This window comes from Nocardia vaccinii NBRC 15922, from assembly GCF_001613305.1.
Taxonomy (GTDB): domain Bacteria; phylum Actinomycetota; class Actinomycetes; order Mycobacteriales; family Mycobacteriaceae; genus Nocardia; species Nocardia vaccinii.
This window is the reverse complement of record NZ_BDCC01000090.1, coordinates 16,988-32,409: the sequence shown is the minus strand read 5'-3', so window position 1 is coordinate 32,409 and position 15,422 is coordinate 16,988. Positions and strand designations below refer to the sequence as shown.

At 62.6% G+C, this 15,422-nt stretch carries 15 protein-coding genes; all 15 read right to left on the bottom strand.

Annotated features, from left to right (window positions below):
- Positions 1-33: 33 nt before the first annotated feature.
- The 15 genes from NV1_RS40020 to NV1_RS42960 all read right to left on the bottom strand — a co-directional run bounded on the left by NV1_RS40020 (position 34) and on the right by NV1_RS42960 (position 15,421).
- Positions 34-3,420, bottom strand: coding sequence for a pyruvate carboxylase (locus tag NV1_RS40020; protein WP_067904338.1), 3,387 nt, complete (start codon positions 3,418-3,420; stop codon positions 34-36).
- A gap of 72 nt (positions 3,421-3,492) precedes the next feature.
- Complete coding sequence (locus tag NV1_RS44305; RefSeq protein ID WP_157117717.1) at positions 3,493-3,636, bottom strand: hypothetical protein; 144 nt, start codon at positions 3,634-3,636, stop codon at positions 3,493-3,495.
- Positions 3,633-5,066, bottom strand: a complete 1,434-nt coding sequence (locus NV1_RS40015) for an aldehyde dehydrogenase (protein ID WP_067904335.1) — start codon at positions 5,064-5,066, stop codon at positions 3,633-3,635. The genes NV1_RS44305 and NV1_RS40015 overlap by 4 nt, the downstream gene beginning before the upstream one ends.
- Positions 5,067-5,171: 105 nt before the next feature.
- Positions 5,172-5,582 carry an ester cyclase gene (locus NV1_RS40010; RefSeq protein WP_067904331.1) on the bottom strand — a complete coding sequence of 137 codons (411 nt, stop codon included), beginning with the start codon at positions 5,580-5,582 and terminating at the stop codon, positions 5,172-5,174.
- Positions 5,583-5,729: 147 nt separating this feature from the next.
- Positions 5,730-7,148, bottom strand: a complete 1,419-nt coding sequence (locus NV1_RS40005) for an aldehyde dehydrogenase family protein (RefSeq protein WP_067904328.1) — start codon at positions 7,146-7,148, stop codon at positions 5,730-5,732.
- A 4-nt stretch (positions 7,149-7,152) separates the two neighbouring features.
- Positions 7,153-8,208 (bottom strand): NAD(P)-dependent alcohol dehydrogenase, encoded by a 1,056-nt coding sequence (locus tag NV1_RS40000; RefSeq protein ID WP_067904325.1) that lies wholly within the window; start codon positions 8,206-8,208, stop codon positions 7,153-7,155.
- Complete coding sequence (locus tag NV1_RS39995; protein WP_067904322.1) at positions 8,205-9,428, bottom strand: cytochrome P450; 1,224 nt, start codon at positions 9,426-9,428, stop codon at positions 8,205-8,207. Before NV1_RS39995 ends, NV1_RS40000 begins: the two co-directional genes overlap by 4 nt.
- A gap of 201 nt (positions 9,429-9,629) precedes the next feature.
- Positions 9,630-10,292, bottom strand: coding sequence for an RraA family protein (locus tag NV1_RS39990; protein ID WP_067904319.1), 663 nt, complete (start codon positions 10,290-10,292; stop codon positions 9,630-9,632).
- A complete protein-coding gene (locus tag NV1_RS39985) occupies positions 10,289-10,948 on the bottom strand; it encodes an RraA family protein (RefSeq protein WP_067904315.1) in 660 nt (219 codons plus the stop codon). Before NV1_RS39985 ends, NV1_RS39990 begins: the two co-directional genes overlap by 4 nt.
- Positions 10,945-11,274, bottom strand: a complete 330-nt coding sequence (locus NV1_RS39980; RefSeq protein ID WP_218027360.1) for a RidA family protein — start codon at positions 11,272-11,274, stop codon at positions 10,945-10,947. Before NV1_RS39980 ends, NV1_RS39985 begins: the two co-directional genes overlap by 4 nt.
- Positions 11,275-11,363: 89 nt before the next feature.
- Positions 11,364-12,317: a DODA-type extradiol aromatic ring-opening family dioxygenase gene (locus tag NV1_RS39975; RefSeq protein ID WP_169813540.1), complete on the bottom strand. Its 954-nt coding sequence runs from the start codon at positions 12,315-12,317 to the stop codon at positions 11,364-11,366.
- A gap of 38 nt (positions 12,318-12,355) precedes the next feature.
- Positions 12,356-13,387, bottom strand: coding sequence for an aldo/keto reductase (locus NV1_RS39970; RefSeq protein WP_169813539.1), 1,032 nt, complete (start codon positions 13,385-13,387; stop codon positions 12,356-12,358).
- Between the two features lie 94 nt (positions 13,388-13,481).
- Positions 13,482-14,702, bottom strand: coding sequence for an amidohydrolase family protein (locus tag NV1_RS39965; RefSeq protein ID WP_067904306.1), 1,221 nt, complete (start codon positions 14,700-14,702; stop codon positions 13,482-13,484).
- Between the two features lie 34 nt (positions 14,703-14,736).
- Entirely contained in the window at positions 14,737-15,054 is a 318-nt protein-coding gene (locus NV1_RS39960) for a hypothetical protein (RefSeq protein ID WP_067904302.1), read from the bottom strand.
- On the bottom strand, positions 15,041-15,421 hold the full coding sequence (locus NV1_RS42960; RefSeq protein ID WP_157117716.1) for a Rieske (2Fe-2S) protein: 381 nt from the start codon (positions 15,419-15,421) through the stop codon (positions 15,041-15,043). Before NV1_RS42960 ends, NV1_RS39960 begins: the two co-directional genes overlap by 14 nt.
- Position 15,422 lies beyond the last annotated feature (1 nt).

Here is a 15,422-nt window from a genome sequence, read left to right as displayed (position 1 = left end):
ACTAATTCTGCGGAACGCGGGCGTTCGGTCGGGTTACTGGCTGACCACAGCGAGTAGGTCTCCCCCTTCAACTTGAGCAACTTTGGCGATGGCAGTGCGGATGATGGTGCCGCCGCGGGGTGCGGTGATGGCGGCTTCCATCTTCATGGCCTCGATACTTCCGATGATGCCGCCGGCTTCGATAGTGTCGCCCTCTTCCACCGAGAGCGTAACCACGCCGGCGAACGGTGCGGCGATGTGTCCGGGATTGGCCATGTCGGCCTTCTCCGCAGCAGGGATGTCGCTGACAATGGATCGGTCACGCACGGCTACCGGGCGCAGCTGTCCGTTGAGAATGCAGAGCACCGTTCGCATGCCGTGCTGGTCGGCCTCGGAGATCGCCTCGAGTCCGATGAGCAGCGTGACGCCCTTGGCAAGTTCGACGTGGTGTTCCTCGCCCTGGCGCAGGCCGTAGAAGAACTGATTGGCCGAGAGCAGCGAGGTGTCACCGTACTTGTCCAGGTGATCCTGGTACTCCTTGGTGGGGCCGGGAAACAGCAGCCGGTTGAGGGTGGCGCGCCGCTGTGCGGAGTCGCCGGTCAGTCCGGCCTCGTCCTCGGTAGTCAGCGGGACGACCGGCTTGGCCTCGGTGCGCCCCTGCAGTGCGCGGGTGCGGAATGGTTCGGGCCAGCCGCCGACCGGGGTGCCGAGTTCCCCACGCAGGAAACCGATGACCGAGTCGGGAATGTCGTAGCGGCCGGGGTTGGCGGTGAAATCATCGACATCTACACCATTGCCGACCAGTGTCAGGGCAAGGTCGCCCACAACCTTCGACGAAGGGGTCACCTTGACCGGGCGGCCGAGCAACCGGTCAGCTGCGGCGTACTTTGCTTCCACCTCCTCGAACCGATCACCGAGTCCGACCGCGATAGCTTGCTGCCGTAGGTTCGACAGCTGCCCACCGGGTATCTCGTGCGTGTAGACGCGGCCGGTCGGCGACGGTATACCGGACTCGAAGGGCGCGTAGACCTTTCGCAGTGCCTCCCAGTACGGCTCGAGGTCGCACACCGCGTCGAGATTCAGTCCGGTGTCCCGCTCGGTGTGCGCTGCGGCGGCGACGATGGCCGAGAGGGCGGGCTGGCTGGTGGTACCCGCCATCGGGGCGCTGGCACCGTCGACGGCGTCGGCGCCGGCCTCCCACGCAGCGAGGTAAGTGGCCAGCTGGCCGCCTGGGGTGTCGTGAGTGTGCACATGGATCGGCAGATCGAAATTGGCGCGCAACGCGGTAATGAGTGTGCGTGCTGCGGGGGGCCGGAGCAGTCCGGCCATGTCCTTGATGGCGATAACATGTGCACCCGCGTTGACGATCTCTTCGGCCAGACGCAGGTAGTAGTCGAGTGTGTACAGGTTCTCGCAGGGGTTGGCCAGGTCACCGGTGTAGCTCATGGCCACCTCGGCGATGGTGGTACCGGTTTCGCGGACTGCGTCGATGGCTGGTCGCATCTGGTCAACGTTGTTCAGCGCGTCGAAGATACGGAAGATGTCGATACCCGTCGATGTCGCTTCGGCAACAAAGGCTTTCGTCACTGCTTCTGGATACGGCGTGTACCCGACGGTGTTGCGGCCCCGAAGCAGCATCTGCAGACAAATATTGGGGATGGCTTCGCGCAACTGTGCCAGCCGGTCCCACGGATCCTCGTGCAGGAAGCGCAGCGCGACGTCGTAGGTCGCGCCGCCCCACGCCTCGATCGACAGCAGTTCAGGGGTCATCCGCGCGACATGGCCAGCGACACCGACCAGGCTGCTAGTGCGTAGTCGAGTCGCCAGCAATGACTGGTGTGCGTCGCGGAAGGTCGTGTCGGTGACCCCGAGTGCGTTTTGCTCGCGCAATGCCTTCGCGAAGCCCTCCGGGCCTAGTACGAGCAGTCGCTGCCGGTAACCGGGCGGCGGCGGGACCGACAGGTCGAGCGCGGGCAACTTGTCGAGGGCATACACCGTGGTCGATCGAGTGCCGTTGGGCTGATTGACCGTTACGTCAGCCAAGTAAGCGAGCATCTTCGACGCCCGGTCCGCCGAGGAGTGCTGTGTCAGCAGATGGGGACGTTCCTCGATGAACGAAGTGGTGACGTGCCCCGCCCGGAAATCGGGGTCGTCGAGCACCGCCTGCAGAAACGGGATGTTGGTAGATACACCGCGAATACGGAACTCGGTGACCGCACGACGAGCGTGGGCCACTGCGGACGCGAAATCCCTTCCGCGGCAAGTCAGTTTGACGAGCATCGAGTCGAAGTGCGCACCCACCTCCGAACCCAGCGACGTGCCTCCGTCGAGCCGAACCCCGCCTCCGCCTGGGCTGCGGTAAGCGGTGATCCGGCCGGAGTCGGGACGGAAGCCGTTGGCCGGATCCTCGGTCGTGATGCGGCACTGCAGGGCCGCGCCGCGCAAGGTGATGGAGTCCTGCATTAACCCCAGATCGCTCAGCCTCGCACCAGCAGCAACCCGCAACTGCGCCTGAACCAGGTCGACGTCGGTGACTTCCTCAGTGACCGTGTGCTCGACCTGGATACGAGGATTCATCTCGATAAACACGTGCCGGCCTCGTTCGTCGACGAGGAATTCTACGGTGCCCGCACAGCTGTAGTTGATCTGATGGGCGAACGCGACGGCGTCGGCGCAGATCTTTGCCCGGAGTTCGGGGGCGAGATTCAGAGCCGGTGCGACTTCGATGACCTTCTGATGGCGACGTTGCACAGAACAATCGCGTTCGAACAAGTGGACGACGTCGCCATGGGTATCGGCGAGGATCTGCACCTCGATGTGCCGCGGGTTGATGACGGCCTGTTCCAGGAACACTGTCGGATCACCGAACGCCGACTCGGCCTCGCGGGCGGCGGCTTCGATCGCTCCACGCAACGCGACAATGTCCGTCACGCGCCGCATGCCGCGGCCTCCGCCACCGGCGACGGCCTTGACGAACAGCGGGAACTCCATCGATTCTGCGGCGGCCATCAAGTCGTCGATATCGGCCGAGGGCTCCGACGACGCCAACACCGGCAGACCGACGGCCTTGGCCGCAGCGATCGCGCGGGCTTTGTTACCTGTCAGCTCCAGCACCTCCGACGACGGCCCGACGAACGTGATGCCGTTGGCCGTACAGGCCGCGGCCAGGTCTGGGTTCTCCGACAAGAACCCGTAACCCGGATAGATCGCGTCAGCACCCGAACGTTTTGCAGCACCGATGATCTCGTCGATGTCGAGGTAATTGCGGACCGGATGCCCGGGCTCGCCGATCTCGTACGATTCGTCGGCCTTGGTGCGATGCGCCGAATGACGGTCCTCGTACGCGAAGACCGCAGCAGTCGCGATACCCAGCTCGTAGGCGGCACGGAACGCGCGAATGGCGATCTCACCACGATTAGCGACAAGAACCTTTGCGAACAACTCGTCGTCCCTTTCCAAAATTATTTGTAGCTCCGGCCCGCAGGCAATGGCGGCCCATGGACTGGCTGGTCATTACGAGTGGCAGATCGCATTGATCTCGTCGAAGGTGTAGGTGCGGGTGACCAACTCCTCGAGCAAAGCGGGCCGCGCGATAGCTCCTCTGGCCCTGGTGAAGTACGCCGAACCGGGTTGGATTCGAGAAATGGGTTGTCTCACACGTACATGGTTTTGATCTGCTGGTATACCGAAATGCTTTCCGGGCCTAGTTCTCTTCCAACGCCGCTGGCTTTGTAGCCGCCGAACGGGGCATTGATGTCGAGCAGATAGCGGTTGACACCGATAGTTCCGGTTTCGATCCGCCGCGCGATATCTTTTGCTCGTTCATAGTCCGTCCCGTAGACAACACCGCCGAGGCCGTAGTCGGAGTTGTTGGCGATGGCGACTGCGTTGGATTCATCGGTGTATGGGATGACCGTCACCACTGGACCAAAAATCTCTTCTTGCGCGATACGCATGTCCGGATCGACATCGGCGAAGACGGTCGGCTGCACGAAATATCCGCGATCGAATCCGGGCACGCGAGCACCGCCCGTTGCGATGCGGGCTCCTTCGCTCTTTCCAATCTCGATGTAGCCTTCGACGCGATCCCGCTGCCGTGCTGCCGCGAGCGGGCCCAACACTGTTGACGCATCAAGGGGGTCACCGATGGGCAGCGCGCGCAGTGTTTCGCTGACCGCGTCCACGACCTCCGCATACCGTGCTGACGGGGCCAGGATTCGCGTGCTCGAGTAGCAGATCTGGCCGGTGTTCGGGATGCAGACCATCGGAACTTCTTGCAGAAAATGGTCAAGATCGACATCCTCGAGAAGGACCGCTGCCGACTTTCCGCCGAGCTCTAAACTGACCGGTTTGAGCGCCGCACCGCATGCGGCTCCGATGATCCGGCCCGCGGCGCTAGAGCCGGTGAACGAGATCTTCCCGACACTCGGGTGGTCGACCAATGCCTGCCCGGTCCCACGACCGCCGGTGACGATGTTGATGACTCCGGCGGGAAAACCCGCCACGGCTGCCGCTTCCCACAGATAATCCAAGTCGAGACTGGTTTCGGGCGACGGCTTGATGACCACGGTGTTGCCTGCGGCCAGGGCGGGTCCGAGTTTTGATGCCAACAGCATCTGGGGTGCATTCCACGGGACGATCAGTCCGACGACGCCGACGGGCTCGTGCCGCACGATCGAGGTCGTACCGTTCGGTGCTGTCCGACACTCTTCGGGCTCGAACGTCTCAGCGAGCCCGGCGAAGTACTCATAGGATTCCACCGGCAGCAAGTGGTTGGCCCACTTCGACAGGGTGATCGGCGTTCCGTTCTGTGCGGTAACACAGCCCACAATGTCATCGCCACGGGTATCCAGTGATTTCGCGAATCGCCGAAGTATGGCAGCCCGGTCCGATGCAGAATATTTCGCCCATTCCGATCTCTGCGCCTGCGCCGCTGCGAGAACGGCGACATTCACGTCGTTCTCGTTACAGTCCGCGACGACACCGATCTTCTCTTCCGTGGCGGGATTGATGACATCGACCTCGGCCGTCGAATCGGGCGACACAATCTTGCCATCGATGTACAGGCCAGCGCTCTTTGCAGGCATGTGTTCACTTCCTTGTGATTGGTGTGCGGTTCACGGGGTTGTGCGAGATAATCGGCAGCTCCTCGAGATCGAGGACCTACAGGCAGGAACCGACTCGGTGATCGGTCAACTCGTCAACTGACGCAAGAGGCCGGCTTCGTCAACGGCATGACAACTTTCGACGATCCGCCCGTTGTCAAGCCGGAACATGTCGAAGGCGTAGAACTCCACATGTCTGCCGGTTGCGGGTACTCCGAGGTATTCACCCCGATGCGTGCCGGTCGTCAGCACGCGTACAACGACCATTTCGTCCTCGGCCACGCACTCGACCACCTCGGTTCGGGCGTCGGGGAAGCTACCCCTGAACCGCTTCACGACGTTTTCGACGTCGCGGCCACCGTCGCTGATCGCTCCGTCCACGTCGCGCTGCATCTCGAAGGCGACCGTCTGCCGGATGACGTTCAGATCGCCTTGGCCCCAGCCGATTTCGATATACCGGCGGATGATTTCCTTATTGGTGTCGACCGAAACTGTCATCGGATCACCTTTCGCGCGCAGTATGGGCCGATGAGACCAGGTGCGGAGTTCAGCTTTCCTTCTGAATGCGCTGTGATCGAACGTCAGCCAGCGGGCATGCATTGCGGCTGCGGGGTCACAGACGCGTGGGACAGGTCGCCGTGCGGACTACTTCATTGCGTAGCGCACGCGTAGTTCGGTGAACGACTCCAGTCCCCATGGGCCTTTCTCGACCCCGAGGCCGCTCTGTTTGGTCGAACACAGAGGCTGCGGCATACCTAGCGAAGATTGGTGGGTGTTGACCCACGTCTGGCCGGCCTCGATCTGGTCGGCCACGTTGGATGCCCTAGCGGAGTCGGAGCTCCACACCGAGGCGCCTAATCCGAACTTGCCTGCGTTGGCCCAGCGAATGGCCTCGTCGATGTCGGTGTAGCGAACAAGAGGTAGGGCCGGGCCGAATTGTTCCTCGGCGACGATGCGCATATGTTGTTGTCCGTTGCCCACAATGGTCGGTGGGTAGAAGTACCCAGGTCGATCCATTCGCTGTCCGCCGCAAGCTATGGTTGCCCCGCTAGCGCGGGCGTCCTCGACGAGATCGGTCACGTGCTGTAGCTGGCGAGCGTTTTGCACCGGCCCGAGGACTACTCCGGGCTCGTCGCCGCGGCCGATCGGCGTATTTCGTGCCAGGTCGACCAGTGCGGCGAGCAGATCGTCGTGGAGATGGTCAGGCACATAGACACGTTTGATGGCCAGGCAGACCTGCCCGGAATTGGTGAATGCGGCTTGAAAGATCTTCGGTGCCGCAGCAGCGATGTCGATATCGTCCAGTACGACGGCAGGGTCGTTGCCGCCGAGTTCGAGGGTGACCCGTTTCAACAACGATGCGGCTTCTGCGGCAATCGCCCGTCCCGTGGGGATCGAACCGGTGAAGGTGATTTTGCGCGGCGTGGGATGCCTGACGAGGGCAGGACCGAGCGCATCGGTGCCCGAAATGACATTGACCACACCTGGTGGGAAAATCTCGCCGAGGATCTCCCCAGCGCGCAGCGTTGCCAGTGGGGTATAAGGCGACGGTTTGACGACGATGCAGTTGCCCGCAGCCACGGCGGGCGACAGTTTGATCCCCATCATGTAAAGGGGGACATTCCACGGAGTGATCGCCACCACAGGGCCGATCGGCTCGCGGGTGGCAGTCACCCGCGCGGTGTCGGTGTCGGAGATGACGACCTGCTCGAGGCGAAGGTCGGCAAAGTAGCGCAAACTGGCCGTCAACGCTTGTGTAAGCATTCGGCAAACCGCTACCGGCGCACCGAGTTCGACCATCCCGAGTTCGGTGAGCTCCTCCTCATGGTCCTCGATGGCGGCGGCAGCCGAATGCATGATCTTGGTGCGATCCTCGCCCCGAGTCGCCTCCCAGGCGGGCCGAGCCTGCGCCATCGCGGCCATCACCGACTCGACCTGAACGGCCGAGCAATCGGGTGCCCGCCCGGCCAACCCGCCGGTAGCGGGATCGATGACATCGAGCTGGGTAGCGGAAGTGATGCGCTGACCGTCGATCATCATTGACGGTGTCGGAATCGTTGTCATGGTTTTACTTTCCTTGCGGATGTTTGGGCGCAGCACTAACGCTGATAATGGCGCGACCATTGATCCGGCCCTCGCGCAGCTGACCGTAGGCACGTTCGATGTCGTCGAACTCATACATCTCGCTGACCATCTCGATTGCGCCCTGTTCGGCTAGCGCGACCACCTCGTGTAGCTCGGAAATCGATCCCATGCCACCGCGGGTGACTGTGGTGTCCCGCTTGATCGTGCTGTGATTGACGGCCAGAGACCCACTGGGTCCTCCGATGAGGACGATGTCGCCCATACTGCCGGCAACCTCAGCCGCGAACGCCAGCGTCTGATCACTACCCACGAAGTCGATCACCACATCAGCGCCGCGACCGTCGGTCAACCCGAGTACCGCGCCCGCGGCGTCTGGGCCGGCTTGCACAGCATGATGAGCACCGAGAGCGGAAGCCAGGTCCAGTCGTTGTTGCGACACATCGACAGCGATCGTGGTCGCGGGGGTGATCGCCCGAGCGATCTGCACGGCAACATGCCCCAGGCCGCCGACGCCGACGAGCGCGATCGATGACGGGGGCCGCTCCAGGGCGCCGATCGAACGGCGGATGGCATGGTACGGAGTCAACCCGGCATCAGCCAGCGGCGCAGCCTTGTGGACATCGATCCGGTCAGGTAGCGGCACCAACCACCGGGCGTCGGGCACTAGCTGATACTCGGCCAGGCCGCCATCACGACCCATGCCAGCCAGAACCGCACCGCGCTCGCACCAGTGATCGAGCCCCTGAATGCACCGCCGGCAAGAGCCGCAGCCCCAGGAGGCATAGACCAGAACGGGCTGCCCGATCTCCAGGCCGGTCACGCCCGGTCCGATCGCGTGCACCCACCCGGAGGTCTCATGCCCGAGGGTGAATCCATTGATCGGCAGAGGGGACCCGGCCGGGGCATCGATGATAGTCAGATCGGTGTGGCATACGCCTACGGCGGCGACTTCGACCAGAACCTCACCGGGGCCGGGCCCCGCTACGGTCACATCGCAGAACTCTGCGCGTCCGGGCCCCAAGAATCGGTACGCCTTCATGAGTTCACTGTCGATTCGCAGCGCGCACCAGCCGTGAAAGTCACTGGCAGAGAAGACAACTCGCGGGCATGGCCGGGCGTCCAGGACAGCTTGGCATCAGGGTTGATGGAATAGTCGGGGATGCGGCGCAGGACCTGTTCGATGACGACCTTCATCTCCGCACGCGCAAGAGGCTCGCCGATGCAGCGGTGGATACCCACTCCGAATGACAGGTGCGGATTCGGCTTGCGGTCGAGGTCCACGGTGTGTGCGTGGTCGAACACGTCCTCGTCGCGATTGGCACAACCGAACAGCATGCCGACGCGGTCCCCGGTGGTGAAATGTGTTCCCGCGAACTCCATATCCGCAGCCACCGTGCGGGCGAACAGCTGGACCGGAGATTCCAGGCGCAGGATCTCGTCGATAAGCGACGGGACTCTCGACAGGTCGTCGATAAGCTGTCGACGCAGCTCCAGATCCTCACCCAGGTACAGGAAAGTACTGGTCAGAGCACGAATGGTCGTAGCGTGCCCGGCTTCACCGACCATGATTGCCATGCCGAGGATCTCGTCGGACGACATAGGCTCGCCCTTGATCTCGCCGTTAACCAGCAAAGTGAGCAGATCGTCGCCGGGATCTTGGCGCTTACGGTCGAGCACGCCGCTGAAGAATTCCATCAATCCCTTTGCTGCAGTGGCATTTTCGCTCAGCAGCTCGTCGCGGGAGGTTTGCAGCAGCACCGGCCCGAAGCTTCTGAGGGTCTGCCACTCCCCGTCGGCTAGTCCGAGGAACTCCTCGGTCATCTTCGACGGGACGACCTCGCACAGGTCCTTCTTGAGGTCGGCGTATCCTTGCTCGATGAAGTCGTCGATGAGTTTCTCGGTCACCTCGGTGACATGCTCGGCGAGCTGGGCGATGTGAGGCCCACGAAACAAAGGCATGAGTAGAGACCGATAGTCACGGTGCTCGGGGGGATCGGCTTCGATGGGTATCGACGGGATCGGCAGCCCGTACGGTGGGATGGTGACGCCCTGCCGGGAGATGAACTGGTCTGGCTTGAGCAGCGCGGACTTGACGTCCTCGTAGCGGGTCAGCATGTAGTAGCCGCCGTACTTCTCCCCACGAGCCACCCGGCTGCGCGCCCGCAGGCGTTCGTACTCGCTGTAGAGGCGGGATTGGACGTTGTCGTCGTGCAGATCGAACGTCGGGGAAGGATGGGTTGCGCTGATGTCGTCGTGCATGGGTCGTTCCTTTTGAATCGCGGTCTTGTGCGAGTGCGACCACTCGTGGCACCACCAAAAAGGTGGGGTTGGATTGGAGCTGATTCGTGGAGTTTCGGTCGAGACTTCGGACCAGTCGACACACCCGATCGCACATCGCGATTGCTGCGCTACGACCCGACATCTGCTGATTCGCAACTCTTTTCTATCGGCAAGTGGCGGTCAGGGAACACTTGTTCGGGTTTGTAAGGTGTGATATCCGAACTGTGCCCGGGCTTCACGTAGCGTGATGCCCTCGGCGATCGCGTCGCGGATACGTTGTTCGGTGTCGGCGATGGCCCGGGCCGCTTCGACAACCTCGTCGATGCGTGCTTGAGGGATCACGACAAGGCCGTCGCCGTCACCGCGTAGCCAGTCCCCCGGTTCGACGCGCACGCCGCCGAGTGACACCGGCACGTTGATACCCTCGACCCGGACGCGATCCTTGCCGGTCCGCATCCAGTTGCCGCGTGAGAAGATCGGATACCCCACCTCGAGGGCCCGGTCTACGTCGCGGCAGACGCCGTCGATGACGGTGCCGGCGATCTCGCGTCGGTGTGCCATCGTGGTCAGCAGGTCCCCCCATACGGTGGCATCACCACGCCCTTGGTTGTCGAGCACCACGACTTGCCCCGGTCCGATGTCGTCGATGTAGTCGCCGACGGTGCCCGGGTCTTCCCCGACGGGACCGTAGCGCAGTGTCCATGCCCGACCTACGAGATTGAATTGCCGCTCCAGCGGCATGATGCCGGGAACTTGACCGGCGATGCCGAGTCTGTCCATGGCATCGCTGAGGTCGGTGCAGCTCAATGCTTCCAACGCCGCAGCGATCTCTATGGTGTTCATCTGCTCTTCTCCGTCATCAGTTCATAGTTGCGACCCATCACCTGGGACACAGGGGTGCCGGACTCGACTGCGGTGACCATCTGGTGTTCGAGAGAGGCGATCTGCTCTGCGGTCTCGAGGACCCCCTCCACGTCGGCGGCCGGGACGGCGACGACACCGCTGGCGTCGGCGAGCACATAGTCGCCTGGAGCCACCGTTACCCCGCACAAAGTGACCGGCTCTGACCACCCTGCTTCGACGACGCGTCCGCGCGCCGAGACAGGCACCGCGCCGCGCGCATACACCGGCAGCCCGAACTCTCGGATCTCGTCGAGATCTCGACATACGCCATCGACAACGACACCCGCGACCTGGCGTCGGCTGGCTGCCCGCGCCAGAATGCCACCCCATGCCGCAGCATGTGTGCGGCCGGCGTTGGCAACCACGATCACATTGGTGTCATCGGACGCCTCGACCGCTGCGGTACCGAGATGTCGCGGCGACACCTGTCCGCTGAATTCCTCGAGGCGCACCGTGACCGCGCGTCCGACGACGCGTTCGTGTCCGGACAGCCGGGCCAGCCCGAGCAGCGCTCCGCTGATCTGATGCCGGTCCAAGGCATCTGAGAGGGTGCCGGTGTCGAGCTGACGAAGCCGCTCAATGATGTTGTCGCTCATCCTGGTTCCCCATCCGATTGCTGAATACGCACTGCCAGCGCATCGCACTGCAACAGCATTCCGCCCGGCAGATCACACACCTGCAGATGCCGAGCCGGCCGTGACTGCGGGTCGGGAAACAGCTCCATCCACGGCGGATCGACGTCTGCACGTGCCGAGCGGTCGGTGGCGAAAACTGTTACCTTGAGGATCGTGTCGGCGTTGCCGCCGGCCTCCTCGATCACGCGGATGAGATTCGCAAACATCTGGCGGGCTTGTTGGGCCCTGGTGTCGGGCAGTTCACCGGTCTGCGGGTCGACGCCACGGATGCCGCCGGTGGCGATCAATCCGCCGATCGTGGAGGCAACGGGAATTGGCAGACTTCCGTGCCCGAGGCCCTCGACATGGACGCTACGTCGCGCTGACATATGCCTGATCACCGCCACACCATGAAGGCCAGACCGATACCGGTACCGGCTGGGGTCCGGTAGACGGGGCAGTAGTCGTTGAGCACGACATCGAGATGGGTGAGCGCGCCACCGGCCATGATCCAGTTGAGGGTCTCGGAGTTACCCGAGCGCAGAGCCTGGACGGGCACCGCCGACAAGGCGTCACCGTCCCCAGCGGCCAGCGCGGTCAAGACCTGCTGGTCGAGGTCCTCGTCGGTAACGAAGTGACTCAGACCGCCGGAGGCCACAATGCCCACTCTGCGGTCGCCGGGGAGCTGTTCGACAGTCTTGCGGATATATGCGCCGATCTCGAAGCATCGTGGTGGCGTCGGTACGTTCGGCGGGAAATACGTATTGAGCAGGATCGGGCAGATCGCGATGTCTTTGCCCTGGATGAGTCGTTCGGCCACGAATCCGTAGGCATGTCCGAACCCGTGGTCAATTGGGTCTTTGACCTGCGTGGCAACGGCTACATCGACACCGCACGTAATCAATCCTTCGACCAGAGCTTCGGCGAGCGCAGGATCGGAGCGATGGCGGCTGGTGGTGTCCATGCTGTAGCCGCGGTTGGCGACTTTGTGCCACTCGGGCAAGTCAGGGTGCAGCTCGTTCTTGGGATGCATCACGATCTCGTCACCCGTGTACACCGCAAATGCCGGGTTGTGGGCAATGCTGAACAGCTCAGCCTGATCGTCGCCGATAACGATCAGGGTGTCGACTTGCGAGTCTTCGATGTGGCGGGCAATCTCGTCGAGTCGTTGTCGGGCCCACTGTGCCTGCTCGTCGAAACGGGCGATCTGGGCGTCCTCGGCGTAGCGGTCACCGCGTTCAATAGCCAGCTCGTCGTAGGTCAGAACGCGGCCGTCCGCCAGATGCAGGTCGGAGCGACGCAAGTCGTCGCGACCCCGATCCGCCCACAGTCTGCCCTCGATGGCCAGCAACGGACTGTGGGAGGTACCGATTCCCAAAATGACCTCTGTCATTGCGGTGCACCAATCGTTTCGACAAATCCGGCATCGTGAACTGCCGTGATCCGAGCGAGGTCCTCGGCGCTGAGTTCGGGACTGCCCGAGGCCGCAGCCGCGGCGGCAATATGTTCCGGACCGGAGAACCCACCGATGATAGAGGTGACCTCAGAAAACGACAGAATGTAGCGGTAGGCCGCATCCACCAAGCTCTGACCGTCGCGCTCGAGGAACGAAAACCGAGCGCCTCGTCGTCGTTCGGGTTCGTGTTCGTGAGGGTTGATTCGATAGTGCCCGCCCGATATCGGGTGGCGGCCAGCCACCCCTGCGTCGATAACAGCACTGGTCAGAGCACCACCTGCAAGGGGACGGATAACACCCACGCCCATATCATTACGGCGAACGGCCTCGAAGTAACCGGGATACTGTTCGTCGTCCGGCAGCCCGGCGCATGGACGCGCGCACGTCGGGTTGGCGAGGTTGAACCAGGCGTAGAGCATGGAGAACACGCCGCTGTCCAGGATTGGGATGACCGCGCCGGTTTCGGAACGTTCCTCACACACACCCAACGCCCGTGCCCGGCCGGACGCTTGGATGCGCTGCATTGCCGGCGCGACTTCGGTGAGGACCTGATCAGGCGTCAACGGGGTCCAGACCCGGATATCGAGGTTGGGTTGCAGCCGACTGGGGTTGTGCAGGAGCAGCAGATCGACGTGGTCTGTGCGCAACCGCAGCAGGCTGTCGTTGATGCTCTGTTCGATCTTCTCGCCGATCCGATGCAGGTCCTCGGGCATGATCTCGACCTTGGTCGCGATCACCACCTCGTCACGCACACCCATATCCGAGAGAATCCGGCCGAGGTTCACCTCACCAGCGCCTTTCCCGTAGTCAGGCGAACAGTCGAAGTAGTTGATGCCAGCGTGCAATGCCGATTCGACCATCCGGTACTGGACCTCGGACGAGGCGTAGATCAGGCCACCAGCGTTGTCGCCGGTGCCGAACGCGAACTCGGACACCGTCAGATCGGTGCGAGGAATCGTACGCATTTTCATTGCGGTACAGCACTTTCTGTGCCACAGAGGCACTTCGGTCGGCTCTGTGCCGCGATCGCGGAAGACAGCCGATGTCCAGACAGTGGGGTCACAGGTCGTGAGGCAGGTTGAACAACTTGCGGGCCGTCTCGCCCAGGATGTTGCGCTTAGCGGTCTCGGACAGGAAGGGCAAGCTCGCTATGGAGCTCGGTGCGTCGAAATCCCAATGCGGCCAGTCCGACGAGTAGAGCAGGTTGTCTTCCGCTCCCATAATTTCCATCGTGTATTCGAGCGCTTTGAGATTGTCGGCCTCCATCGGCTGGGTGCTGTAATAGCATTCCTTCATGTAGTCGCTCGGCAGCCGCTTGAGCAATGGGGCGTCGGACTGTCGCATCAGGAATTCGTGGTCGAGGCGCTGCATGAGGAAGGGGACCCACGCGATCCCCGACTCGACCCAGATGCTTTTCAAACCGGGAAAACGTTCAGGGATGCCGTTGAGGATCCAGTTGGTCATGTGCACGATGTTGCAAGTCACGAAAGTTACCGCGTGCACCGATATGAATTTGTTGAGCGCCTTGGATGCCGGCTCGCCGAACGACGGACCAGCGTGAAATGCAATCGGCTTTCCGGTGTCCTGGATGAGGTCATACAACGGCATATAGTCGCGGTGTTGGACGCCTTGGTGACGTTGGCTCGTGACCATGAAGCCCAACACCGAGGGATTGGCGGCGTGCTCGTTGACCATTTCGATGCACGCCTTCGGGTCGACGAATGGCAGCGGCACCAGCGTCTTGATCCGGGGGTCCTCTTTGAGTGTGTGGTCGACCAGCCACCGGGTGTAGGCCTTGGTCAGCGCTACCTCGATGTGACTCTGCGGATGCAGGCCGATCTCGAGCATCGGCTGCGGGAAGATGACCTGCAGGTCGATGCCCATCGATTCTATGGCGCGTACCAATAACTCGACGTCTTCGGAGCGACCTTCGGGGACACCCTCGATGAGCCGGTGGGAGTTCGAGTGTGGAATGCGTCCAGCCACGTCCTGGTAGTTGAGTCCGGGCGTGTGTCCCATGAGCGCCCCAGGGCGCAGACGGTTCATGGCCAGTGCATTGCGGCGCAGCACCGGGTCATCGATATATTCGAGAACATCGTCCCAGTAGCGCAGTTCGTGGTGGTGGGCGTCGACATCGACGATGAAGTACTTGTCGAGGCCGTAGCGGGCGATGTCTTTGCGGGCGTTTGCCAGCATTTCACGAGTGTCGGTCTGCTGGACGATGTGCTGCACCGGACGCGGTGTCACGACGATGTCAGTCGGGGTCTGTTGGGTAATCATGGGGTTCTCCTTGAGGCTGCCACCTCGGGCTGTGTCAGCGTCCGGCGCCGGCGTGCGAGAGCCACAAGGCCAGGTCGAAAGTGTTGATGTCGTGGGCTGCGAGTAAGTCGGCGACGAGGACCAGCATCTCGGTGGTCGACGGATCGACGGCGGGCATACACGTCACCTGACCGCGGTCCCGGGTCAAGGCGTAGAGGCTGATTGCGGCGCCTGTGATCCGCTGAATATCGTGCTCGGCGAACTCCACCGCGGTGTCCGCTTGCGCGGCGGTAACGATCGCGTCGAACTGGTCGGCGAGGGCGCCCAGTACGTCCAACTGATCGGCAACAGCGGCCTGCTCAGAGTTGCACATATACGTCACCGTTCTCTTCGGAGACGGGGATGCTATGCATGACCGGATGACCGGCCCCGGCGTGGCGGCCGGTGGTGATGGAGAACTCGAAGCCATGCCAGGGGCATACGATGTGCGGGTCTTCGGGATCGAACTCCTGGTGCAGGGTCTGCTGATGCTCACCGAGTACCTCGCGGACACCATCGATGATCAAGCCTTGGCAGACCGGCCCGCCCATATGAGGGCAATTGTTAGGGTAGGCATAGAGTTTGCCCTTGACCCGAAACAAGCCGATAGTCAGCTCCGGCCCGATGTCGAGCACTAGCCGACCCTTTTCCTCGATGTCCGCGCTGGCGCAGACGCGGACTCTGGTGGCAGAGATCGTCACG